This is a genomic window from Gammaproteobacteria bacterium (assembly GCA_016195665.1).
In the GTDB taxonomy this organism is placed as follows: domain Bacteria; phylum Pseudomonadota; class Gammaproteobacteria; order SURF-13; family SURF-13; genus JACPZD01.
Genome location: JACPZD010000036.1, coordinates 71,293 through 91,908 on the forward strand (window position 1 = coordinate 71,293; position 20,616 = coordinate 91,908).

Sequence of the window (20,616 nt, forward strand, 5' to 3'; positions counted from 1 at the left end):
CTACCCCGCTCAAACCGGGTTAAACGACGAGTAATCATGAAACGTCCAGCTTAGCGGGATCGCGTTTTGCGTCTCGATAACTTCCTTGCACCGAAACTCAACCAAGCGCTGCGCGCCGGGAAACTCCACGGCATGACTCATGTCCCAAATTACCTTGGCTGTACCTGTAAGCTGTAGCGTTGCACCCTTGTCAAAATCCACAAACAACAGACCTGCCTGGGGATAGGCCGTAATGTTGCCCAACGTGTTGAACATGTTATTGCCGATATAGTCCGGCCAGAGCAGGGTCTTCTCATCAAGCACTGTTACAAAACCCGGATTGCCGCCACGGTGGGAAACATCCGCTCCGCCCTGGGGATGGAAACTGCCGATGAAAAATGTGTCGGCCTGCTTGACCCAGGCTTGCTGCGGCATGGTGAGCGCACTGCTCCGCGAGGCACTACTCGCGTGTGGAGTGATGTCCGGCAACTCCCACTCGCGCGCCTGGATATATTTCGGACAATTGGAATACACCTGCTCGGCATAAACAACGACATTATTATCACGCAGCTCGCCCTTGCCGTTCACACGCATCCGCTTGCGTGTGGCGAACTCCATCACCAACATACCCACGCCCGGATTAGCTTGCAGATTCTCGCGCAGGGGATCGTGGCTGAGTGGCGTGCCGTCTATCGCCACGGTTTGCTCATCTGTAGCGCGCATAAAACCCGGCTTGCCGGTTAGCACAGACACCCACACCTGGCCAGCTTTATCCACGCTGCTGAACACCACAAAAGGCTGGCGGCGCAGAAATTCCTGCGCCGCCAGCGGCATTGCCGCGCTTATAATTTTTCCGACGCGGCCGGCTTCATGTTGCACACCCGCGCGGGCCTGTACCTCCAGTTCGCCTGGGTGGTACATTGGAGCTTTAGAAAAAACCGCAAGACGGAGCGCCCGGCGTCGGCGCCTGGCAGCCGCCTGCACCGCTAGTCGCATAAATCTCCAGGCGAATACCGTCGGGGTCTTCAAAAAATATACCACCTGATTGCGCACCCTCGCTGTGCGGCACCACGCCGTCGTAGTGGAACGGCACCTTGAGCGCCTTCAGCTTCTTTTCAAATGCCTTCACCGTATCCATGTCCGGCACTTGAAATGACAAGTGATGTAGGCCCGGCTGCTGTTTTTCAAAGCGGCCTTTGCTTTGCTGCCAGAGTGTGATGGGCAATTTGTCGCCGTTGCTTAGAAACACCCATTCGCGCCCGGCTTGCAGTGATTCCTTCAGGAGTTGAAAGCCGAAAACCTCCTGATAAAATTTCTTGGAGCGCTGAATGTCGCTGACGTTGAGACCTACATGGCCGGTTTCTAAGGTATGATGAGCGTGCATAATGGTTCTCCTCTTGAATTTAATAGGCCAAGGATCAATATAACTACCTAATCTAGGTTTAGATAGTTGAGCATAACCTATATAACCTGTCAATAAATATTTTGATAGTTAGTACTATGCAGACCAAGACACCTGAATTGTGGCACCATGACGCCTAAACAAGACTTTCTTTTTATTGGAGAAAATCTGGCGCTGGACTTCATCAACACGCAGCGCATGCGCGATGGTCAAATCGTGGATGAACTCGAAGACTATGCCGGGCTAGTGGGCTGGTTTGTACAGGCGCGTGTACTGGACGCCGCACAGGCCAAAGCGGCGTTAAAGAAATGGGGGGGCAACGCTGAAGGCAAGCGCGTCTATGAGCAGGCGCACGCGCTGCGTGGCGCCCTGCGCTCGATGGCGGAACACCTCGCGCAGGGAAAATCCGTTCCTCAACACAGCCTTGATGCCATCAACGAGGTACTGCGTCACGGTATTATTTACCATCAAGTGTCGCGCGCACGCGGTAAATTTGAAAAGCACCCGCACGCCACCCGAGAAGAGGCCATGCGGCTAATCGTGCCCATAGCCGAGGCAGCGGCTGATTTACTGTGCCACGGTGATTTGACTCTGGTTAAAAAATGCAACAACCCGCGCTGTATACTCTACTTCTACGACACCACCAAAAACCACGCACGACGCTGGTGCAGCATGGCAGGCTGCGGCAACCGCATGAAGGCGGCGGCGCATTACCGGCGCCTTCACTCGGCATAACCCTAAACTAGGCGTTCACCGCCTGTGGCTGGCTCAGTAGCCTCAGTAGGCAAGCCCGCCTCAACCCAATCCTGCTTCCCCTCCACATATTCCCGCACGTGGGAGTAGCCCAGCGCGGCAAGTCTGTGTGCGGCAATAGCAGAATTCTGACACGGCGTGTTGGCGCAATAGACGATAATTTCCTGGAGCTTGTCCGGAAATAAACGCGGCGCGAGTTGATCTACCTGGTCGTGCGGTAGGTTAACCGCCCCGGGTAAGTGAGCCTGGTCGTAGTACTTTTGCGGCAAGGCCTCGGCAATCGCAACTTTTTCTTTGCCTTGAAGCTTGGCCTGTATCTCTTGACGGCTGATCTTGGTGACGGGGGCGCTCATATCTATTCTCCTTGCTAAAGTGAGTTATCGAATCAGGGGGTTAGTGCTACACATGGTAACTTATAGTAACTAGTTGCTATTGTAAAGTAGGTACTATATAGTTACTACATTACTTACTAGAGAGCGCCATGACCCTACCTGAAAGCCCAATCGGCTGTCCGATGGATGCCCTGTTACGTCTCTTGATGGGGCCTTGGACTTCCTACATTCTCTATATGTTGCGCAATAATGGCCCGACGCGGTTTGGTGAGTTGAAACGCCAGGTGGGCGGCATATCGGCCAAGGTGTTGACCGAGAGACTGCGCACCCTGGAAGAAGCGGGGGTCATCTACCGGCACTACGAAGCGACTATCCCGCCACAAGTGACCTATGGTCTCAACCAGCGCGGGAAGGAATTGGAAGGGATTATAGATACGCTCGACGAAATCGCCCGGCGCTGGAATACTGAAGATGGGAAGGTCACGCCGAGCTGTGCGCCGGCAAATCAAATGCGGACAACTACCGGAAACAAAGCCAAAAAGTCTGCATAGTAGCCTTGCCCCCTATTTAGGGTGCTCGAATCTGATTGCTGAGGACATTCTCTTTATTCCTGCGATTGAGCACCACCGGCAGCAAGACAAGAGCAGCGCCTGCAATGCTCAAGCCCATGAGTCCAATAGTGTTGGCCGCCACACCAGCAAGCAAGGTAATCGCTGCTCCGCTCGCGCCCGCCAGCAGATCGCTGAACCCGATGACGCTGCCGCGTTCTGTTGCGCTGGTGAGTGCGGTAAGTTCAGCCGTGGCGGCAACGAAGGCGATGTTCCAGCCGAGGCCGATGCCGAATAGCGCTAGCGCGTTGAGCGCGACGCTATGTACAGCCATCAGCGCCAGCACCGAGACGGCGAGCACCCCCAGGCCCATCTGCATCGCACGCGGACGCCCGATGCGTCCGATGAGTTTTCCCACCAGCAGCACCAGCGCGAACATACCCATGAAGTGGGCGCTCAGCACCGGAAAGACGGACTGTTGCGTGTGCCCATGACCCGTCATCAGATAACCGATCATCGCCATCATGCCGACCATCACCGCGTAACTCGTGACGGCGACGATGATCGCCGTCGGCACGCCGGGGCGGCGCAGAATTTCTTTCAACGGGGCGGCGGGAGCGGGTGTGCCGGAAGCAGTCTGCGCCGCCATCATCTCAGCGATACGGCGCGGATCGGGGCGCACGCACAACACCAACAGCAGCCCCGCCAGCATGAAATCCGCCGCTCCATACCACGGGGCAGCGGGCAACTGCGTTGCACTTCCCTGCAACATGGGCATGAACACCAAAGGCCCCAGCAGCGCGCCGAAGACGGCGCCAAACAGCACCAGCGCAATGCCCCAGGCGCGGCGTTCCGGCGTATACATATCCGCCGCCGCGACACGCGACAGTAAACCTATACCAAATCCAATGCCGAGCAAAATAAATCCCGTTACAACCAGCGACAGCGCGAGTTGACGTATGCCGAGAGCGGTGATGAGCGCGCCGCATACGCCGATGCCGAAGCCCGCTGCCAACACCGGCACCCGCCCAAAGCGATCCATAGCGCGCCCGCCCAGCAGCGCGGCGATGGAGCCGGACAGCATGAACAGCGCGGGGCCCATACCGGCGAGTAACGGCGCGCCGGTGAGTGTGGCGAAGGTCGCCGCCGCGATCGCCAGCACCAGTTGACCCATGGCGTATAACGCGGCCATGGAGGCCGCCAGCAACAGGGTGTTGCGCGCGATCACTTTAGCGAGGGGTGTGGCAAGGGCAGGCGTGGTGTCGTGTTGATTGTGCATGTTTTCTTATTTACCGTGCTAGGAACTTTCCTACTACACAGGCTATAACCCCCCCAACATAACCTGTCAAATTATTTTTTGATGATTATAGAAGGGGGGCTTTACGCTTGACTTCGATACTGCTCATACTGCTCCTTGACTTCAGTCTCCGCCTTGGCAGCGGCGAGCCATTCCTGCATCGCAGGAAGGCCTTGAAGGGTAGTTACATACGCCTGCGCTATGGGGGACAACGGCACGGCATAGGTAACGAAGCGAAAGGTAACCGGCGCGTACATGGCGTCGGCAATGCTGAATTTGCCAAATAGAAATTCACCGCCTTTCCCGAATCGGGTGCGGCAATCCTGCCAAATCTGCTGAATGCGCCGGATGTCCTTTTCCACTTCGGGCGTCATGCCTTTGCCGGGGAAATGGCCGCGGCAGTTCATGTTCATGTGCGTGCGCATATTGGTAAATCCGGAGTGCATTTCCGCGCTTACCGAACGCGCTATCGCACGCGCCTCAACATCGCGCGGCCATAATTCTTTTTCGGGGAACTGTTCGGCGAGATGCTCCGCAATAGCGAGCGAGTCCCATATCGTCAACGGGCCGTGTTTTAAGGCGGGCACCAGGCCGGATGGCGAATATTTCGATAGGTCATCACTGCCAATGGCCAAACGATTTTCTTTGAAGGGAATGGTGGCTTGCTTGAATAACAGCCAAGGCCGTAGTGACCAGGAAGAATAGTTTTTGTTTCCGATGATTAACGTAAAGTCACTCATGCTTTTCCTCGTTTCTGTTTTAAGCGTACTCCCCTACCTGTGCGCACCATTTGATAAAGTTAGTTATTATCAATCGCTGATAAGCCGTCAATGCTCCTTGCATTTTTTTCTTGGCGATACTCTTTTAACTTGGCATCACCCTTGGCCTCAGTCCATTTGTCAAGAAGGTCGCGCTGCCCTTGATAATCGAAAATCGGCACCGCAAATCCGCATGAATCGGAAATACGGGCGACCTTCGTTCGTATGATCGCCCGCATACCAAGGTTTTCCGGAAAGAAAGCAGACAAGGGTTCAAAATCAGGGTGAGCAGGGATTATGACTTCTCCCCTGCCGTGTAACCGGACAATTTTCGGCGCGCCTTCAAACGCGCAGAACATAATGACGATGCGGCCGTTTTCACGCAGGTGGGCGATTGTTTCGGCGCCGCTTCCCGTGAGGTCCTGGTAGGCAACGGTATGTGAGTCAATAACCCGAAATGAATCCCCGCCTTTTGGAGAACAATTGACATGCCCATCCGGCGCCAAAGGGGCGGTGGCCACGAAAAAAACGTGCTGCCGCTGTATCCAGTCCGTTAACTCATCACTAATTTGTTCGTGAATTTTTCCCATACGATTACACAGAAGATATCAACGATCAAGCTCAGCCGCATCTGCTGGAATAAGCGAAAACCGCGGCGTCATGGGATTTACCCCATCCGACCAGACGGTTACGAGCGATGCACTCAAATTTAGCCCCCACCTTTTGACAAGTTGCGAGCCAGGCCTTTGCTTCGTCCATTGAATAGTCGGCATGACACCACGGCATCCAACGCCCGAGAACCTCGGCCGATGCTCGGACAACGGCAAAGAAGCTCGACACATCATCGGGGCCAAAGGGGCGGATTGTGATAACGCCATCGCTAAATGAAGTACGCATGCTGGGTCTTGCAGGCTACAGCCCAGAGCCGACTGGCGCGTCCGCTCCAGCGATTTGCTGGACCTTATAGGGCCCGACATCAAGTTCCCAGAAACCCGACGCCGACTTCTTCCCAGTCCGATCATGAACCGTCGCTTCGATTTGGTACTGCCCTGCCGGATCAGTTGGCTCGATCGTCAGGTCGAGTACTGGATCAGCAAGAATAAAGCTGCGCGCGCTTGGCACCTTCCCGCTATGCCGTGCCCAGTTGTTTTCTTTAAAAATGACTTTGCCTTTCGGGTCGGTAACTTTCACATCGATTGCAAAGTCCACCCGGAGATCTTCCTGGCGCGTGTACCCGGTAACGATGAACCCCGCATGCACCTGTTGATTAAAGCGTGCCTTGCGGATTCGGCGGATAGTTGGACCATGAGACGACGGGGTGGTCACCCACTCACGTATGAAGTCGGGAGATTCCGCTACAAATACACTGACAGCCAGGTCACCGGGAGTATTGGGGTCGATCGCCTTCGCAAGCTCCGGCATCGCGACCACAAAACCGATCAGGATTAAGACTAATCTAAAGCCCGCAGTTCGTCCCATTGCCAGTCCCCGATGCACACCTTGAAATAGACACCCTAAATGATGTCATTTATACGTCAACCTGACACCCAAAGTCACGACTGGGTGTTGCAGGTCTGATTGTAACCTCGTTGCACCTAGCCCAGTAACAACATGCGCAAGCCCAGCTCAGTCGTGAACAACGCGAAGAAGCGTTCTACGAAACGGCTACCGGCTGAAGCGCAAATACGCGCGCAAGCTTTGCAGCGGCGGCAATATCACCGCGCCTTAGTGCATCGTGCACATCGTCAAGCTTGTACGCGTCTGTTACCGACAAATACGGTGACCATTCTGTCTCGTCTTCGAGAAGTTCAACATCGACCTCCGCAACATATTTGCCTTCGTGCACATATTTGACGATATGACGTTTGATCATATTTGGCCTCCTCTCTTGGTAAAGGTGCTGTCCCATCGGTCGGGATCAGGACGATAAGCGGTCACAACCACAGCCGGGGAAGTAAATCCCTTCGGAATTCCCCATACAACATGAATGGGCTTGGCATCTTTATCCCATTGTAGCACCAGCACGGCTGGGCCCTTGGAGAAGGCCGGATAATCTTCGACAATAGTAGCTTTGTCCACACTCGCCAGTATGTCCCGAACGTATATTCCATCTGCCGCAATCTCTTCGTAACCATGCTCGGATATCCGCACTTGCTTTGCAGCAACGAGCTTCTGTACAGCCTCAAGGGTTTCGCTCAATTCACCGGGCCTCACGGACTGTGCATCATTGACGCATAACGGGACGCGAATTGAGGCGCACCCCGAATGATTAAAGATAGGCTAAGAACTTATCCATAAATAATTTACCGCAGAGGGCGCAGAGGAATCAAGAAGGATCTGTTTCTCCTCCGCGTCCTCCGCGGTGAAGCTTTTTCACCGCAAGGGACGCAGGGGAACTATTTATGGATATGCTCTAATCCTATCTTTAATCACGAGCGGGCGGTAGCCAACCTGACACGCAAAATCATGATGCGCAATATTTAACCCAGTAACAACATTCGCAAACCCAGCGCGGCCAGGAATAGGGCAAAAAAACGCTTTAATTTGTCGGCGGGTAAGGTGTGTGCGAGTTTGGCGCCGAGGGGGGCGAATAGGACGCTGGCGAATGCGATGCCGGCGAAGGCGGGCCAGTAGATGTAGCCCGTGCTCCATGCGGGGAGGTGCGCCGCGTTCCAGCCGGTGATGATGAATCCTATGGTGCCGGCCACTGCTATGGGCAGGCCGCAGGCGGCGGAGGTGGCGACGGCTTGGCGGATGCCGATATTACACCACACCAGAAACGGTACGGTGAGGGTGCCGCCGCCGATGCCGACGATGGCGGATACCGCGCCGATCACGCCGCCTGTCGCACTCATGCCTACCCTGCCAGGCAGTTGACGATGTGGGGCGGTCTTGATGCCGAAGCCGATCTGCGCGGCGACCAGGAGTTCGAATACGCCGAAGATGATGCGCAGGGTATTGTTGGGGAGTTGGTCCACGATGGCGGCGCCGAGCAGGGTTCCGGCGATGATGCCTGGCGTCAGTTTACGGAACACGGGCCATAACACTGCGCCATGTTGATGATGGGCGCGCACCGATGAGAGTGAGGTGACCATGATGGTGGCGAGCGAGGTGCCTATGGCGAGGTGCATGATTATTTCCGGCGGCATGCCCTGACCGCGAAAGATGAATACCAGGAAGGGGACTACGATCAGCCCGCCGCCCACTCCGAACAGACCCGCGATGACGCCGACGAATGCGCCGACCAGGGGATAGAGCAGGAAAGGTTCCAAGCTAGGGCGCCTGTTATTTGATCCACACGGTTTTGATGTTCACAAATTCGCGTACTCCAAAATGTGACAGCTCGCGCCCGTAGCCGGAATCCTTGACGCCGCCGAACGGCAAACGTGGATCGCTTTTCACAACCCCATTCACAAACGCAAGCCCGCATTGCAATCTGCGCGCTAAACGTTCTCCACGCGCGGCGTCGCGGGTCCACACGCTTCCTCCCAACCCAAACCGTGTGTCATTGGCGATGCGCACGGCGTCTTCTTCATCGCCGGCGCGAATGACGCACGCTACCGGGCCGAACAGTTCTTCATGATAGGCGCGCGTTTGATGGCCCACATGATCGAGTATGGAGGGCGCATAATAGGCGCCCGGGCCCGGCAAGGGTGCACAACCGGTCACCGGAGCTGCGCCGTAAGCAATGCTGTCGGTGACTTGCTGGTGCAGCGCATCGCGTTGACTGATGCGGGCGAGCGGGGCCAGCGATGTGCTTTCCAGCATGGGGTCGCCGGGCGTGAGTTTTTCGACGGCGTGCCGGAAGCGTTCGATGAACGACTCGGCGATAGCGGGTGTAACGATGAAGCGCTTGGCGGCGATGCAGCTTTGTCCGGCGTTTTGGAAACGCGCGGTGACTGCTTGCTGGACGGTGAATTCGAGATCGGCGTCGTCCAGCACGATGAAGGGATCGGAGCCGCCCAATTCCAGAACGAGTTTTTTGAGGTGTATTCCCGCCAGACCGGCGACCTGACGGCCGGCGGCGACGCTGCCGGTAAGGCTCACCGCGTGCACCCGGGGATCGGCGATGACCTTTTCCACTTCGTCGCTGGTAATCATCAGTCTCTGAAACACTCCTTCCGGAAGTCCGGCCTTGATAAACAAGGCTTCAATCGCCAGCGCACAGTGTGGAACCGTGGAGGCATGTTTGAGGAGCACCGTATTACCCGCCAGCAAGGCGGGCAGCGCGCAGCGAAATACCTGCCAAAAAGGGAAATTCCACGGCATGATCGCCAACACCGTGCCCAGGGGTTGAAAAGTCACGTAACTTTGGGAGGCGTCGGTCTTTATCTGCTCATCGGCCAGGGACGCCACGCCATGTTCGGCATAGTGCTCACAGCCCCAGACGCACTTCTCTATCTCGGCGCGTGACTCACGCAGCAGTTTTCCCATCTCCTGGGTAATAAGCCGGGCGAGAAGGTCTTGTTCAGCACGCAGCAGGGGCGCCAATCTGCCTAGCAGGCCGGCACGCTCCGCCGGACTATGTCCAGCCCACAGCGTAGCGGTCAGCGCCGCCTTGGCCAGCGCTTGCTCCAGCCGCGCCTCGTCCCATGGCTCGACCGATGGCAAGGTCTCGCCGGTGGCGGGATTGATGCTCATGAATGTCATATAATGACCCTTATTGAGCTACTCTTGAATAAGCGTACCGTCGGCGGGTAAAGACAGGGTTATTATACGGTGATGAAGCTTTTTGGTTATAGTTGTTTAATCGTCATATTGAGCCTCTTCTCGCCACTCGCAAGCACTGCTGAGCCGCGCGACCCAGATGCGATAAACTATGACGCCGAACGGCTGGCATTTTGGGAGGCCAAGCAGGCGCTGGAGGAAGGCAAACTGTTTGTTTTCCAGCAACTGCTCGAACAATTGCAGGACTACCCGCTGCTCGGTTACTTGCGCTACGACTATCTGCGCACCCGTCTCGACAAAACCCCTGACAACGAGATTCAGGATTTCCTTGCGCGCTATGGTGACTCACCTATCGGCCTCCGGCTGCGTGAGGCCTGGCTCAATGTGCTGGCCGGTGAAGGCCGCTGGGATGCCTACCTGCTGGAATATCCGAAGCACCCGCCGGGAAATACGGTGTTGCAGTGCTATGCCCTGGAGGCACGGCTGCGCACCTCGGGCTCGGATACTCCGGCCAATGAGTGGCTGGATGAAGTACAGGCGCTGTGGTTGGTGGGTAAATCCCTGCCCACCCAGTGTGACCCGCTGTTCAAGATTCTGCGGCGCAACGGGCGTTTGACTTCCGAGGTGGTCTGGGAACGGATCCGTCTGGCGATGGACAACCGCCAGCTCAGTCTCGCGCAAAGCCTGGCGAAGGATCTCGATAAACAGGATCGCGCCTGGGTGGCACGCTGGCAGCAAATGCACAAGGACCCGGAGCAGATGCTGGAGCACCCTGATTTGGGCGGCGATGATCCCAAGGCACGGGAGATCGTTCTATACGGGATGAAGCGACTGGCACGCGATGATGCGGAAGCCGCCGCCGGCCGGTGGGAACGGCTCAAGGATGCTTACCCATTCAGTGAAGCTGAACGTGCTGTGACACAACGCGAAATCGCACTCAGGGCCGCCTTGCAACGTCAGCCCGAGGCCCTGGAATGGCTCGCGGCGCTACAACCGGCGCAGCTCGATGACACTGTACGGCAATGGCGAATCAAGGCGGCTCTCGCCAGACAAGACTGGAACGCGGCATTGAATTGGATTGACGCTCTGCCCGCCGAGGAGCGTGACAAAGAGCAGTGGCGCTACTGGCGCGCGCGCGCGCTGGAACAGGGTGCGGAGATAAAGACGCCGAAGATAGCCGCTCAAACCGCGGACGAATCGAAAATCACCGCGGAGCAAATCTATTCCGAGCTTGCTTCACAGCGCAGCTACTACGGTTTTCTGGCCGCCGACCGCCTGAACCGCTCTTATGAAATTACTCACAAGCCAACACCCATGACCGAAACCGAATTGCGCGATTTTATGTCGCGGCCCGGTATGGTGCGCGCCCGCGAGCTATATGAGCTTGGCATGATTACCGAATCGCGCCGTGAGTGGGATTACTTTGTCGCGGCGGCTGATTCGCGTCAACGACAACTGGCGGCGGTTGTCGCGCATCGCTGGGGCTGGCATGACCGCGCCATCATCGCGAGCGCCAAGGCGAATTACTTCGATGATCTGGAAGTACGCTTTCCGGTCCTGTTCCGCAACCAGGTGTTGGCGAACGCCGAAACGCAGGATCTCGACCCCGCCTGGATCTACGGCGTGATGCGTCAGGAAAGCGCGTTCACAGTGGATGCCCGCTCCAGCGCCGGGGCGCTGGGGCTGATGCAACTCATGCCACAGACCGGGAAACAAACCGCGCAATTATTAAACACACCGTTGCGCGCCGCCAGCGAACTGCTTGATGCGGATAAAAATATCCAGCTGGGGAGCGCCTATCTGCGTCGAGTGCTGGACAGTAATAACGGCGACATGGTGCGCGCCACCGCGTCCTACAACGCCGGTCCGCATCGTGTCAAACAGTGGCTGCCGGACAGCAGCATGCCCGCCGATATATGGGTGGAGAATGTGCCATTCACGGAGACGCGTAATTACATCCAGCAGGTCATGGCCTACGCCACAATTTTTTATCAGCGCCTCGGCCGTGAGATCATTCCATTGAAAAAGCGGATGCAGGACATCGGTCCAGAATAACCTATTAGTCAGAGACTCCGTCATGCGGCTGCGCAAAATTTGTATCCTGGGGGGTAGCGGATTTGTCGGGCGACACATCGCTCATACCCTGCTCGAGCAGGATTACGAGATACGCGTGCCTACTCGCCACCGCGAACGGCACAGAGATTTGCTGGTGCTACCCACCCTAGAATTGATCGAGGCCGATATCCACGATCCACAGACATTGACCGAACTATTCAAAGGTTGCGATGCCGTCATCAACCTGGTCGGCATTCTTAATGAGAAGGGTCATGACGGCAGCGGTTTTCACTACGCCCATGTAGAATTCCCCCGCAAGGTGGTCGAAGCTTGTTCTGCCGCCGGTATCAAGCGGCTGCTGCACATGAGCGCGCTCAACGCCGATGCGCTGCACGGGCCCAGCCATTATCTGCGCAGCAAGGGCCAGGGCGAAGATTTGGCGCACAATGCACAAGGCATCCACGTCACCAGCTTCCGCCCCTCGGTCATCTTCGGCCCCGAGGACAGCTTTTTCAATCGCTTCGCAAAATTGTTAAAGATGATGCCGGTGTTTTTTCCGCTTGCCTGTCCCAACTCGCGCTTTGCACCGGTCTATGTGGAAGACGTTGCACAGGTGTTTTGCCGTTCACTGACGGAATCCGCCAGTTACGGCCGGCGCTACGAACTGTGCGGCCCGCGCATTTATACACTCCGGAAATTGGTCGGGTACACCGCCCATATCATCGGCGTGAAACGGCGCATCGTCGAACTAAGCGATACGCTTGCGCGCCTCCAGGCGCGCCTCTTCGAGTATCTGCCCGGCAAACCCTTTTCCATGGACAACTATCATTCTCTGCAAAAGGACAGCGTCTGTCGCGGAGCCGTGCCGTTGCCGTTTGATCTCACCCCGACGCCGCTGGAAGCGGTAGCGCCTACCTATCTTGCGCAACAGCGAAGCAAGGCGCGCTACTCCGACTACCGGCGCAGCGCGGGCCACCGGTGATGAAACACTGATGGAGATCTACCAAGTCGGCGGCGCCGTGCGCGACAAGCTCCTCGGCCTACCGGTTACGGATCATGACTGGGTAGTGGTCGGCGCCACTCCGGCGGAGATGGAGGCGCGCGGTTTCAAACTGGTCGGCGCGGACTTCCCAGTGTTTCTGCATCCCGACACCCACGAGGAATATGCGCTCGCGCGCACCGAGCGCAAGACTGCGCCCGGCTACAAAGGCTTCGCCGTCCATGCCGCGCCCGATGTCACCCTGGAAGAAGATCTCAAGCGCCGCGATCTTACTATCAACGCCATGGCGATGCGTGAAGACGGCAGCCTTATTGATCCCTTCAATGGCGCGCAAGATCTGAAAAATAAACTCCTGCGCCACGTCTCGCCCGCCTTTGCCGAAGATCCGGTGCGCATCTTGAGAGTGGCGCGCTTCGCAGCGCGCTTTGTAGAGTTTCACATCGCCGATGAAACCAACGCCCTCACGCGGCAGATGGTGAAGAACGGCGAGGTGGACGCGCTCGTGCCGGAACGCGTGTGGGCGGAGTTGGAACGCGCTCTGGGAGAAATCCGACCCTCGCGTTTTTTTGAAGTGCTGCGTGACTGTGGCGCACTGGAAAAATTGTTCCCCGAACTCGAATGCCTCTACGGCGTGCCTCAGCCCGCACAATACCACCCGGAGATAGACACCGGCGTACACGTGATGATGGTGCTCGATCAGGCGACCCGCCTATCCAGCGATGCACGGGTGCGCTTCGCCGCACTGTTGCATGATCTGGGCAAGGGTACGACGCCGCCCGCGGAGTGGCCGCGCCACATCGGCCATGAAGAACGCAGCGTGGACCTGGTAAAGACGATTTGCACGCGCTTTCGCGTGCCCAGCGATTACCGCGACCTCGCCGTGCTCGTCGCCCGATATCACGGCGACTGTCACCGTGCCGATGAACTACGCGCCGCTACGCTGCTGGAAAAATTGGAAGCGCTCGACGGCGCGCGCCGCCCGGAACGCTTTGAGCAATTTTTACTCGCCTGTCAGGCCGACATCCGCGGGCGCCCCGGCTTTGAAGACGACCCTTACCCGCAAGCCGAAATCTTTCGCGCCGCCTTGCGTGCCTACAACAGCGTGAGCGCGCAACCCTTGGTCGCGTCAGGTCTTAAGGGCGAGGCTATTGCGCAAGAATTGCATAGGCTACGCATCCAGGTTATTTCTCAAAAAACGAAATGAAAAAATAGCATTTTTTCTCCTTTCTCGGTTTCTCATTAAGGCGCGGACAGCACCTCGGACTTTTGCGCTGAGGATGACCGTCCAAGAATATAGGCGATTATCAAACCTTCCACTGTTGAGCCTATCAGCAGAATAGCCAACTCCAAAAAATTCAACAGCCAAGGCTCGCCCAACAGCGTGTGATAGATAAACCACTCCTGAAACAGCCAATACATGACCCAAATGACCCCGCCCCAAAACATACCTTTCCCCACCCAGTTCTTACCGGGTATCGAGGGCTGAAGTATCTGAAACAGCCAAGCGTGGACAATGCTCAACACCACCAGACCAGCCACGGATAGCGGGATATTGCGTTGCGGCGTCAGTTCTATAAATAGCGCGCTTTGCAGCGCGGGATCATACAGCAGGGCATGAACAGGAGGACTGGTGAATATCACGCCCAGTACGCCGTTTCCGACCAAGCCACCCGCCAACCCCGCAATCACTATCCGCGTGCCCGTATTCATTTATCCGGCCGCGGACAAGCTACTTCTTTTGTGGCTTAGGCTGCCATAGGCCCAGCGCTGCGCCAGTCGGGTCCGCAATCACACTCAACCAACCGTAATCGGCCACTTCCATGACATCCTTGTGGATAGTCGCACCCAATGCCTTCGCTTTTTTTGTCGCGGCATTGATGTCATCCACGAGGACATACGCCATCCAATGCGAGGGCAAATTGGGCACGGGATTTTTCATCATGCCGCCGCCGGTGCCTTCGCCTACGCTAATCATGGTGTAGTCCATTCCCGGTATTTCTTCCAGTTTCCATTCAAATAAACGCTGATAAAATTTTTTCGCCTTGGCTTCATCGTTAGTTAACAGTTCGACGTGTACAAATGGGTTTGCCATAGCATCCTCCTTTGGATTTGCAGGTTGGATCAAGAGCGAAGCATGCATCCAACAAAGCTGTGATGTCGGGTCCGCTGCGCTTGACCCGATCCACGAAGCTAAGTCGCACTCTTTGCAGGAGCCAACCGATCAAGCGTCGCGTTCCAGCCCCAATCGTGTTCGTCGTACGCTTTTTGATTGGGGAAGTGTTCGTGAGTCAAGATGATTTCGGCGCCTTGCTGCAAATTGCGAAACTCGACAGTGACCAGCGTCTCGCCGATATCGTCCATGTGCGTACCACGCCAGTTCCAGGTATACACCAGCTTGCGCGGCGGTTCCACGACTCGATAAACGCCGTACAGGTCATACACTACACCCTCCGGCGAACGCATGGCAATACGGTACGGACCGCCCACGCGCAGATCAATTTCCGCGCTCGGTGTGGTGTAACCCGCCGGGCCCCACCACTTTTTCAGCTCTTGCGGGTCGGTCCACGCTTGGAAGACCTGTTCGCGCGGGGCCGGGAAGGTGCGCTGGATGCGGAGCGTGATCGCTTGTTGTGATTTTTGGTCGGCCATATTTTCTCCTCACACGGGGCATTCAAATAAGCTGCCAGTGCGTCAAACTGATGCTCCCAAAAGCGCCGGTAGCCGGCAATCCATTCGGCGGCGTCCTTAAGCGGCTCGGCAACAAGTTGGCATCGACGCACGCGGCCGTCTTTTTCCTGGACCAGCAGTCCCGCCCTCTCCAGCACGCGCAAGAGCCTCGAGATCGCTGGCAGCGAGGCATCAAACGGTTCGGCCAATTTCATCACCGACGCCTCACCGCGGATCAATTGCGCGAGTATGCCGCGCCGTATCGGGTCGGCCAAGGCTGAAAAGGTGTTATCTAATACAGCTTCATTATGTTTAACCATAGTGTTAAATATAATGCAGAAAAACACCTCGTGTCAAGCAGATAGGTAGGATGGGCACGTCTTATGTGCCCACCAGCAGGGTGGCGAATATGAGGTAGGCTGCCCCTACCCTGACTCGGCGGCCAGGCGTTATAGCCTATAACACCGTGGGTCTATCCGGTAATTCATTGATGTCGCCGCTGCGTTTCGGATAATGCTTATCCAGATGCGCACCGACGGCTTTAATGCCACGAATCACCCCTTGCTCGAACAAGCGGGAGGTCGCTCCCGGCGTCCTGCCTCCCGCGACATTAGTACTTCCGTGTACGTCAGTCGCTCCCGGCGTCCTGCCTCCCGCGACACTGGGCCTTCCCCGGCCGGCGCGGAATGCAGCTTCCATATCGCGGCAAATTTTTTCCCAACCTTCTGCGCCGACATGGGTATGGATGCCACGATCAGCGACAATCTCGACATCGCGGTCAGCGAGCAGCAGATAAATCAAGACGCCGTTGTTGTGCTCGGTGTCCCACACTCGCAAATCAGAAAAAATCTCCAAGGCACGCTCACGCGCGCTCTGATTTCTGAATAACGGGCCGATGTCCAAACCCGCTTCTACTGCGAAGCGAATCTCGCCCTGATGGGTGCGCTCAGCCTCACGAATCGCAGCCTCAATCGCGTGCATGGCTGAAGGCGGAAAGGCGCGCCGCACCTGCCAGTGTCCGGAGCAAAGATGTTTAATCAAGCGGGAGAGCGACATTGCTTACCATCTCCCCGATGCACCGCCGCCGCCAAAACCACCGCCGCCGCCTCTGAAGCCTCCGCCGCCAAAACCGCCGCTCCGGCCAAGGCCGCCACCCCATCCACCGCGCCCGGTGTTGATGCCCGCGAACAACGCGAGAAAGGCCATTAGAATCGCCAGCAGAACGGCTGTCAGCAAGGAGCCGATGACAAACCAGACTATCACTCCGGCAATCGCACCCGCGGTCAGTGCCGCGGGCAGACGGCCTATCATAGCGCGCAACGCGGGCGCGACAAAAAAGGCCAGCAGAAAGGCCAAGGGGAATAATTGTTCGATGGAGCTGGCTGTAGTTTCAGTGGTTACCGAAGGGGTCGGCAAAGGTTCGCCTTCGATGACCTTAATCATGGCTGCTACGCCGGCCTGTATCCCGCCATAAAAGTCACCGCTCTTGAAATAGGGCGTGATCGTTTCGGCGATGATGCGTTTGGCGATTGCATCGGGCAGTGCACCCTCCAAACCATAACCCACTTCGATGCGCATGGCGCGGTCATTTTTGGCGACCAGCAACAATGCGCCGTCGTCTACACCTTTACGACCCAGCTTCCATTGCTCCGCCACACGTAGGGAATACTGTTCGACGGCCTCGGGTGCGGTGGTCGGCACGATGAGCACCGCAATCTGGCTGCCTTTTTTAGCCTCAAAGGCTTGCAGAGTCTGTTCGATATTGGATTTCTGCTCGGCCGTGAGCGTGCCGGTCAAGTCTGTCACCCGCGCGGTGAGGGGCGGCACAGCCACTTCGGCAACCGCTGCTGTGGCAACCAGCCACAGCAGCAGTGCTGGCCAGAGTTTTGGCATTACTGGACTGGCTTCCCGGGAAGCGGTCCGAAGTCCACTACGGGCGGTTTGGAAATGATCTCTGCGTCCTTCACCTCAAAGCTGGGCTTGGTTTTGTAGCCAAACACTTTCGCGGTGAGATTACTCGGGAAGCTGCGCACCGTGACGTTATAGTCCTGCACCGCCTTGATATAACGGTTGCGCGCCACCGCGATGCGGTTTTCGGTGCCTTCGAGTTGCGCCTGCAAATCGCGGAACGAGGCATCGGATTTCAGTTGCGGATAATTCTCGGCAACCACCAACAGGCGTTGCAATGCACTGGTCATTTCGCCCTGCGCGGCGAGAAATTTCTGGAAGGCCTGTTCGTCGTTGATGAGTTCGGGCGTCGCCTGTATCGCCCCCACCTTGGCGCGCGCCTCGGTCACGCCGAGCAGTACGGCTTTTTCCTGCGCGGCAAAACCCTGCACCGTCTTAACCAGATTGGGCACCAGGTCGGCGCGGCGTTGATATTGGTTCAACACCTCCGCCCAGCTCGCCTTGATCTGTTCGTCGGTGGACTGGAGGGTGTTGTAACCGCAGCCGCCAAGTAAGGTGGCCAGTAACAGGACGAAACTTGACAGTAAACCTTTGCGCATGACGATCTCCTTGACTCAAGGGGGTAATTTAACGGCGTAAAGATGGGGCCGACCGGCCAAAAATACAATACCTTATTCTGTCACAACCGGCTGCGAAAATCTCGCAAACTGAATCCCAGCACGGGGCCGTTAAAATCGCGTGTCAGTGCTAGAACCTTGAAGACCTCGCCCATTTCGCCCGGCAGCGTAAGCCTTTTGATCTCATCGGCAAGCTGTATACGCGGCCTCGCCTCAGCGGAGTGAGTTTGCGACGCAAGCTCGGTCAACCCGCAAGCGATCAGAAAGTTGGCTTGGGTAGTATAACCGGCGACATCGAGTCCCGCCTCATGGCCTGCCTCGGCGAGCGCGGTGAAATCCACATGCGCGGCGATGTCCTGCAATCCCGGATACAAAAAGGGGTCGTCATGGGCATGGTGGCGATAATGACAGAGCAAGGCGCCACAATCGCGTTCCGGATGATAAAGCTCATGACGCGGATAGCCGTAATCAATCAATAATAACATACCGCTCTCGATTGCAGCGGCAACCGTCCGCACCCAGGCGGGCGCGGCCAGATTGATTTCAGAAATATATCCCGGCTTGAGATCGGGCGATGCCACGCAAATTTCCGCAATGCGTTCAGCCAAGGCCGGATCGCTTACCGGCCCTGCCCGCCATGCAAACTTATCGTCCTTGCAAGCAACATAAAGCTCCGATATCCCTTCGGCATCAAGCTGAAACCGGTGCACCGGCATCGCATCCAGGACTTCATTGGCGAATACAAAACCGCGCAGTTTTTGTTTGGGAAATTCATCGAGCCAAATGACACGCCCTGACAAATGCGGTATACGCTGTATTAACGTCGCCCGTTGCCGCTCTCGCAGTTCGGCGCTGATTTCCAGAATAAAATACTGCTGGGGCAGACTGTTCAATACCTCTAATTCAGCCAACAAATCCGCAGCCATGGCGCCCGAGCCCGCGCCGAATTCCAGGATATCGCCGCCGCCCAAGGCTTGCAGAACTTGCCGGCACTGCCGCGCCACACACCGTGCAAACAGCGGCGAAATCTCCGGCGCGGTGACAAAATCTCCGGCGGCGCCGAATTTGTTAAGCCCCGCGCTGTAATAACCCAGTCCGGGCGCATACAGCGCCAACTCCATATAACGGGCAAAGGTGATTCGACCGCCTTGCCGTTCGATCCCATCCCGAATCAACTCCGCTAGCCGCTGACTATGGCGCAGCGAGTCCTCGTCCGGGACAGGTAATTCGGAAACAGGGGTAGTGAATTTCATTGTGGAGGGTTTCGACGCCGCGGATTTTGAGTTAGGCTTGAAACATTAAGGCACGCATACTGACATGCAGAATAATACAGATAATCCAAAAGTGGTATTGATTACCGGCGCCGCGCATCGCGTGGGCGCGGCGGTGGCCGAGGCGCTGCACGCCGAGGGGTTTAATCTGGTCTTGCATTACCGGCTATCCAAGGATGCCGCGCAGACCTTGCAGGCCAAGCTTAACACGGTGCGTGAAAATTCGGTGACCCTGATAGCGGGAGACTTGCTCGATACCGCCAAGCTACCAAGACTGGTGCAACAGGCCATTGATGTTTGGGGGCGGCTCGATGTGCTGATTAACAACGCCTCGAGTTTTTATCCCACGCCTGTTGGCGAGGTCACAGAGGCGCAATGGGACGATCTCATGGGCAGTAATCTCAAAGCCCCGTTTTTTCTCGCGCAGGCCGCCGCCCCCACCCTCGCCGCGCACCACGGCTGCATCGTCAACATGGCGGACATCCACGCCGAGCGGCCGCTTAAAGCTTATCCCGTCTACAGCGCCGCCAAGGCCGGACTGGTGATGCTCACCAAGGCCCTGGCCCGCGAATTAGGCCCCTCGGTACGCGTGAACGCCGTCGCCCCCGGCCCGGTGTTCTGGCCCGACAACATGGACGAAGAGACCAAACAACACATCAAATCACGCACCGCGCTGAAACGCGCCGGGCATCCCAGCGACGTGGCGCGTACTATACTGTTTCTGATCCGCGACGCGGGTTACATTACCGGGCAGGTGATCGCCGTGGATGGCGGGCGGTCTATTTATAGTTAGGGGCTTCATATGGCGCGGTTCTGGTTAATCCTCAGTCTTGTTGCCTCGCTGGCTGTACCGACAATTTCTTTTTCTGCGGGGCTCGCGCCCTGGGAGCTTGGAATGTCAAAGGCGGAGGTAGGTAGCCTTAGCGAGTTCGGGCCATACCGTACCTTCTCCAACGGGGACTTAGAAACATTCAACGGTATCTACGACGGAAAGAAAGAGAACGTTCAGTTCTTTTTCGATGCCAATGGACTGCGTCGTATCGGCGTGTATCTATATGAAGGGCACGACTTAAATGTGGCAAGGGGTGTGTGGAGAAAGGCTTATGACTCACTCGCAAAGAAATTTGGGAAAGCTGAGACTCCGGACATAAAGGTTGCATCTAACAATGAGCCGGCCAACTCCGAGAGTTTATCCATCGCTGCGTCGGTCAACGTTGACATCGCGGGAAAAACTCAGATGGCACCTGTTGGTCAACCCAAAGACATGTTCGTCTTCTCGAGCTTCTGGCGCCGAGGCGGCGCAGCGCCACTTATCTCCGCGTTAAGCCCGATGGTTTCTCCCATCCCCTGTCTCTGCTAAA

25 protein-coding genes and 1 pseudogene are annotated in these 20,616 nt (G+C 56.8%); 7 read left to right on the top strand and 19 right to left on the bottom strand.

What is annotated here, in order from left to right:
* Positions 1-9: 9 nt before the first annotated feature.
* Both HY028_10055 and HY028_10060 read right to left on the bottom strand, forming a co-directional pair.
* Positions 10-900 carry a pyridoxamine 5'-phosphate oxidase family protein gene (locus HY028_10055; GenBank protein ID MBI3345177.1) on the bottom strand — a complete coding sequence of 297 codons (891 nt, stop codon included), beginning with the start codon at positions 898-900 and terminating at the stop codon, positions 10-12.
* Between the two features lie 7 nt (positions 901-907).
* On the bottom strand, positions 908-1,363 hold the full coding sequence (locus HY028_10060) for a VOC family protein (GenBank protein ID MBI3345178.1): 456 nt from the start codon (positions 1,361-1,363) through the stop codon (positions 908-910).
* 147 nt (positions 1,364-1,510) lie between these two features.
* Between HY028_10060 and HY028_10065 the strand changes: the two genes are divergently transcribed.
* Entirely contained in the window at positions 1,511-2,116 is a 606-nt protein-coding gene (locus tag HY028_10065) for an ABATE domain-containing protein (GenBank protein MBI3345179.1), read from the top strand.
* Positions 2,117-2,118: 2 nt separating this feature from the next.
* On the opposite strand, the gene HY028_10070 is transcribed toward HY028_10065, so the two are convergent.
* Complete coding sequence (locus HY028_10070; protein ID MBI3345180.1) at positions 2,119-2,487, bottom strand: rhodanese-like domain-containing protein; 369 nt, start codon at positions 2,485-2,487, stop codon at positions 2,119-2,121.
* Positions 2,488-2,648: 161 nt separating this feature from the next.
* Between HY028_10070 and HY028_10075 the strand changes: the two genes are divergently transcribed.
* Complete coding sequence (locus HY028_10075; GenBank protein MBI3345181.1) at positions 2,649-3,017, top strand: helix-turn-helix transcriptional regulator; 369 nt, start codon at positions 2,649-2,651, stop codon at positions 3,015-3,017.
* A 16-nt stretch (positions 3,018-3,033) separates the two neighbouring features.
* Here the strand turns inward: HY028_10075 and HY028_10080 are convergent, their stop codons facing one another.
* From HY028_10080 to HY028_10115, 8 genes are all read right to left on the bottom strand, one after another.
* Complete coding sequence (locus HY028_10080; GenBank protein MBI3345182.1) at positions 3,034-4,293, bottom strand: MFS transporter; 1,260 nt, start codon at positions 4,291-4,293, stop codon at positions 3,034-3,036.
* 101 nt (positions 4,294-4,394) lie between these two features.
* The gene (locus HY028_10085; protein MBI3345183.1) at positions 4,395-5,051 is read right to left on the bottom strand and encodes a glutathione S-transferase family protein; all 657 of its coding nucleotides are present in this window, start codon (positions 5,049-5,051) and stop codon (positions 4,395-4,397) included.
* A gap of 59 nt (positions 5,052-5,110) precedes the next feature.
* Positions 5,111-5,659: a pyridoxamine 5'-phosphate oxidase family protein gene (locus HY028_10090; GenBank protein ID MBI3345184.1), complete on the bottom strand. Its 549-nt coding sequence runs from the start codon at positions 5,657-5,659 to the stop codon at positions 5,111-5,113.
* Between the two features lie 322 nt (positions 5,660-5,981).
* A complete protein-coding gene (locus tag HY028_10095; protein MBI3345185.1) occupies positions 5,982-6,548 on the bottom strand; it encodes a hypothetical protein in 567 nt (188 codons plus the stop codon).
* Between the two features lie 175 nt (positions 6,549-6,723).
* Positions 6,724-6,942, bottom strand: coding sequence for a hypothetical protein (locus HY028_10100; GenBank protein MBI3345186.1), 219 nt, complete (start codon positions 6,940-6,942; stop codon positions 6,724-6,726).
* Positions 6,939-7,268, bottom strand: a complete 330-nt coding sequence (locus HY028_10105; GenBank protein ID MBI3345187.1) for a DUF4258 domain-containing protein — start codon at positions 7,266-7,268, stop codon at positions 6,939-6,941. Before HY028_10105 ends, HY028_10100 begins: the two co-directional genes overlap by 4 nt.
* 281 nt (positions 7,269-7,549) lie before the next feature.
* Positions 7,550-8,341: a sulfite exporter TauE/SafE family protein gene (locus HY028_10110; GenBank protein MBI3345188.1), complete on the bottom strand. Its 792-nt coding sequence runs from the start codon at positions 8,339-8,341 to the stop codon at positions 7,550-7,552.
* Positions 8,342-8,354: 13 nt separating this feature from the next.
* Entirely contained in the window at positions 8,355-9,719 is a 1,365-nt protein-coding gene (locus HY028_10115; GenBank protein ID MBI3345189.1) for an NAD-dependent succinate-semialdehyde dehydrogenase, read from the bottom strand.
* Between the two features lie 72 nt (positions 9,720-9,791).
* Between HY028_10115 and HY028_10120 the strand changes: the two genes are divergently transcribed.
* The 3 genes from HY028_10120 to HY028_10130 are packed head-to-tail and all read left to right on the top strand — an operon-like array spanning position 9,792 to position 13,996.
* Positions 9,792-11,792 (top strand): transglycosylase SLT domain-containing protein, encoded by a 2,001-nt coding sequence (locus tag HY028_10120; protein ID MBI3345190.1) that lies wholly within the window; start codon positions 9,792-9,794, stop codon positions 11,790-11,792.
* A 22-nt stretch (positions 11,793-11,814) separates the two neighbouring features.
* Positions 11,815-12,774, top strand: a complete 960-nt coding sequence (locus HY028_10125; GenBank protein ID MBI3345191.1) for a complex I NDUFA9 subunit family protein — start codon at positions 11,815-11,817, stop codon at positions 12,772-12,774.
* 10 nt (positions 12,775-12,784) lie between these two features.
* Positions 12,785-13,996 carry a multifunctional CCA addition/repair protein gene (locus HY028_10130; protein ID MBI3345192.1) on the top strand — a complete coding sequence of 404 codons (1,212 nt, stop codon included), beginning with the start codon at positions 12,785-12,787 and terminating at the stop codon, positions 13,994-13,996.
* Between the two features lie 35 nt (positions 13,997-14,031).
* Here HY028_10130 and HY028_10135 read toward each other — a convergent pair whose 3' ends face one another.
* The 8 genes and pseudogenes from HY028_10135 to HY028_10170 all read right to left on the bottom strand — a co-directional run bounded on the left by HY028_10135 (position 14,032) and on the right by HY028_10170 (position 19,237).
* A complete protein-coding gene (locus HY028_10135) occupies positions 14,032-14,502 on the bottom strand; it encodes a hypothetical protein (protein MBI3345193.1) in 471 nt (156 codons plus the stop codon).
* 19 nt (positions 14,503-14,521) lie between these two features.
* Positions 14,522-14,884 carry a VOC family protein gene (locus tag HY028_10140; GenBank protein MBI3345194.1) on the bottom strand — a complete coding sequence of 121 codons (363 nt, stop codon included), beginning with the start codon at positions 14,882-14,884 and terminating at the stop codon, positions 14,522-14,524.
* Positions 14,885-14,982: 98 nt separating this feature from the next.
* Positions 14,983-15,441, bottom strand: coding sequence for an SRPBCC domain-containing protein (locus tag HY028_10145; GenBank protein ID MBI3345195.1), 459 nt, complete (start codon positions 15,439-15,441; stop codon positions 14,983-14,985).
* Positions 15,336-15,779 (bottom strand): helix-turn-helix transcriptional regulator, encoded by a 444-nt coding sequence (locus tag HY028_10150; GenBank protein ID MBI3345196.1) that lies wholly within the window; start codon positions 15,777-15,779, stop codon positions 15,336-15,338. Before HY028_10150 ends, HY028_10145 begins: the two co-directional genes overlap by 106 nt.
* 352 nt (positions 15,780-16,131) lie before the next feature.
* A pseudogene (locus tag HY028_10155) lies at positions 16,132-16,515 on the bottom strand (TPM domain-containing protein).
* Between the two features lie 3 nt (positions 16,516-16,518).
* On the bottom strand, positions 16,519-17,352 hold the full coding sequence (locus tag HY028_10160) for a YgcG family protein (GenBank protein ID MBI3345197.1): 834 nt from the start codon (positions 17,350-17,352) through the stop codon (positions 16,519-16,521).
* Complete coding sequence (locus HY028_10165; GenBank protein ID MBI3345198.1) at positions 17,352-17,966, bottom strand: LemA family protein; 615 nt, start codon at positions 17,964-17,966, stop codon at positions 17,352-17,354. Before HY028_10165 ends, HY028_10160 begins: the two co-directional genes overlap by 1 nt.
* An 80-nt stretch (positions 17,967-18,046) precedes the next feature.
* Entirely contained in the window at positions 18,047-19,237 is a 1,191-nt protein-coding gene (locus tag HY028_10170; GenBank protein MBI3345199.1) for a class I SAM-dependent methyltransferase, read from the bottom strand.
* 64 nt (positions 19,238-19,301) lie between these two features.
* On the opposite strand from HY028_10170, the gene HY028_10175 reads away from it, so the two are divergent.
* A complete protein-coding gene (locus HY028_10175) occupies positions 19,302-20,048 on the top strand; it encodes a pteridine reductase (GenBank protein MBI3345200.1) in 747 nt (248 codons plus the stop codon).
* A gap of 9 nt (positions 20,049-20,057) precedes the next feature.
* Positions 20,058-20,615 (top strand): hypothetical protein, encoded by a 558-nt coding sequence (locus HY028_10180; GenBank protein MBI3345201.1) that lies wholly within the window; start codon positions 20,058-20,060, stop codon positions 20,613-20,615.
* Position 20,616 lies beyond the last annotated feature (1 nt).

Bases quoted from the DNA above. Each gene is read 5' to 3' on its own strand.
- HY028_10150 (MBI3345196.1), bottom strand. From the start codon at position 15,779: ATGGTTAAACATAATGAAGCTGTATTAGATAACACCTTTTCAGCCTTG.
- HY028_10165 (MBI3345198.1), bottom strand. From the start codon at position 17,966: ATGCGCAAAGGTTTACTGTCAAGTTTCGTCCTGTTACTGGCCACCTTA.
- HY028_10125 (MBI3345191.1), top strand. From the start codon at position 11,815: ATGCGGCTGCGCAAAATTTGTATCCTGGGGGGTAGCGGATTTGTCGGG.
- HY028_10175 (MBI3345200.1), top strand. From the start codon at position 19,302: ATGCAGAATAATACAGATAATCCAAAAGTGGTATTGATTACCGGCGCC.
- HY028_10060 (MBI3345178.1), bottom strand. From the start codon at position 1,363: ATGCACGCTCATCATACCTTAGAAACCGGCCATGTAGGTCTCAACGTC.
- HY028_10065 (MBI3345179.1), top strand. From the start codon at position 1,511: ATGACGCCTAAACAAGACTTTCTTTTTATTGGAGAAAATCTGGCGCTG.
- HY028_10180 (MBI3345201.1), top strand. From the start codon at position 20,058: ATGGCGCGGTTCTGGTTAATCCTCAGTCTTGTTGCCTCGCTGGCTGTA.
- HY028_10100 (MBI3345186.1), bottom strand. From the start codon at position 6,942: ATGATCAAACGTCATATCGTCAAATATGTGCACGAAGGCAAATATGTT.
- HY028_10120 (MBI3345190.1), top strand. From the start codon at position 9,792: ATGAAGCTTTTTGGTTATAGTTGTTTAATCGTCATATTGAGCCTCTTC.
- HY028_10095 (MBI3345185.1), bottom strand. From the start codon at position 6,548: ATGGGACGAACTGCGGGCTTTAGATTAGTCTTAATCCTGATCGGTTTT.
- HY028_10080 (MBI3345182.1), bottom strand. From the start codon at position 4,293: ATGCACAATCAACACGACACCACGCCTGCCCTTGCCACACCCCTCGCT.
- HY028_10145 (MBI3345195.1), bottom strand. From the start codon at position 15,441: ATGGCCGACCAAAAATCACAACAAGCGATCACGCTCCGCATCCAGCGC.
- HY028_10075 (MBI3345181.1), top strand. From the start codon at position 2,649: ATGGATGCCCTGTTACGTCTCTTGATGGGGCCTTGGACTTCCTACATT.
- HY028_10140 (MBI3345194.1), bottom strand. From the start codon at position 14,884: ATGGCAAACCCATTTGTACACGTCGAACTGTTAACTAACGATGAAGCC.
- HY028_10070 (MBI3345180.1), bottom strand. From the start codon at position 2,487: ATGAGCGCCCCCGTCACCAAGATCAGCCGTCAAGAGATACAGGCCAAG.
- HY028_10090 (MBI3345184.1), bottom strand. From the start codon at position 5,659: ATGGGAAAAATTCACGAACAAATTAGTGATGAGTTAACGGACTGGATA.
- HY028_10130 (MBI3345192.1), top strand. From the start codon at position 12,785: ATGGAGATCTACCAAGTCGGCGGCGCCGTGCGCGACAAGCTCCTCGGC.
- HY028_10085 (MBI3345183.1), bottom strand. From the start codon at position 5,051: ATGAGTGACTTTACGTTAATCATCGGAAACAAAAACTATTCTTCCTGG.
- HY028_10115 (MBI3345189.1), bottom strand. From the start codon at position 9,719: ATGACATTCATGAGCATCAATCCCGCCACCGGCGAGACCTTGCCATCG.
- HY028_10160 (MBI3345197.1), bottom strand. From the start codon at position 17,352: ATGCCAAAACTCTGGCCAGCACTGCTGCTGTGGCTGGTTGCCACAGCA.
- HY028_10170 (MBI3345199.1), bottom strand. From the start codon at position 19,237: ATGAAATTCACTACCCCTGTTTCCGAATTACCTGTCCCGGACGAGGAC.
- HY028_10135 (MBI3345193.1), bottom strand. From the start codon at position 14,502: ATGAATACGGGCACGCGGATAGTGATTGCGGGGTTGGCGGGTGGCTTG.
- HY028_10055 (MBI3345177.1), bottom strand. From the start codon at position 900: ATGTACCACCCAGGCGAACTGGAGGTACAGGCCCGCGCGGGTGTGCAA.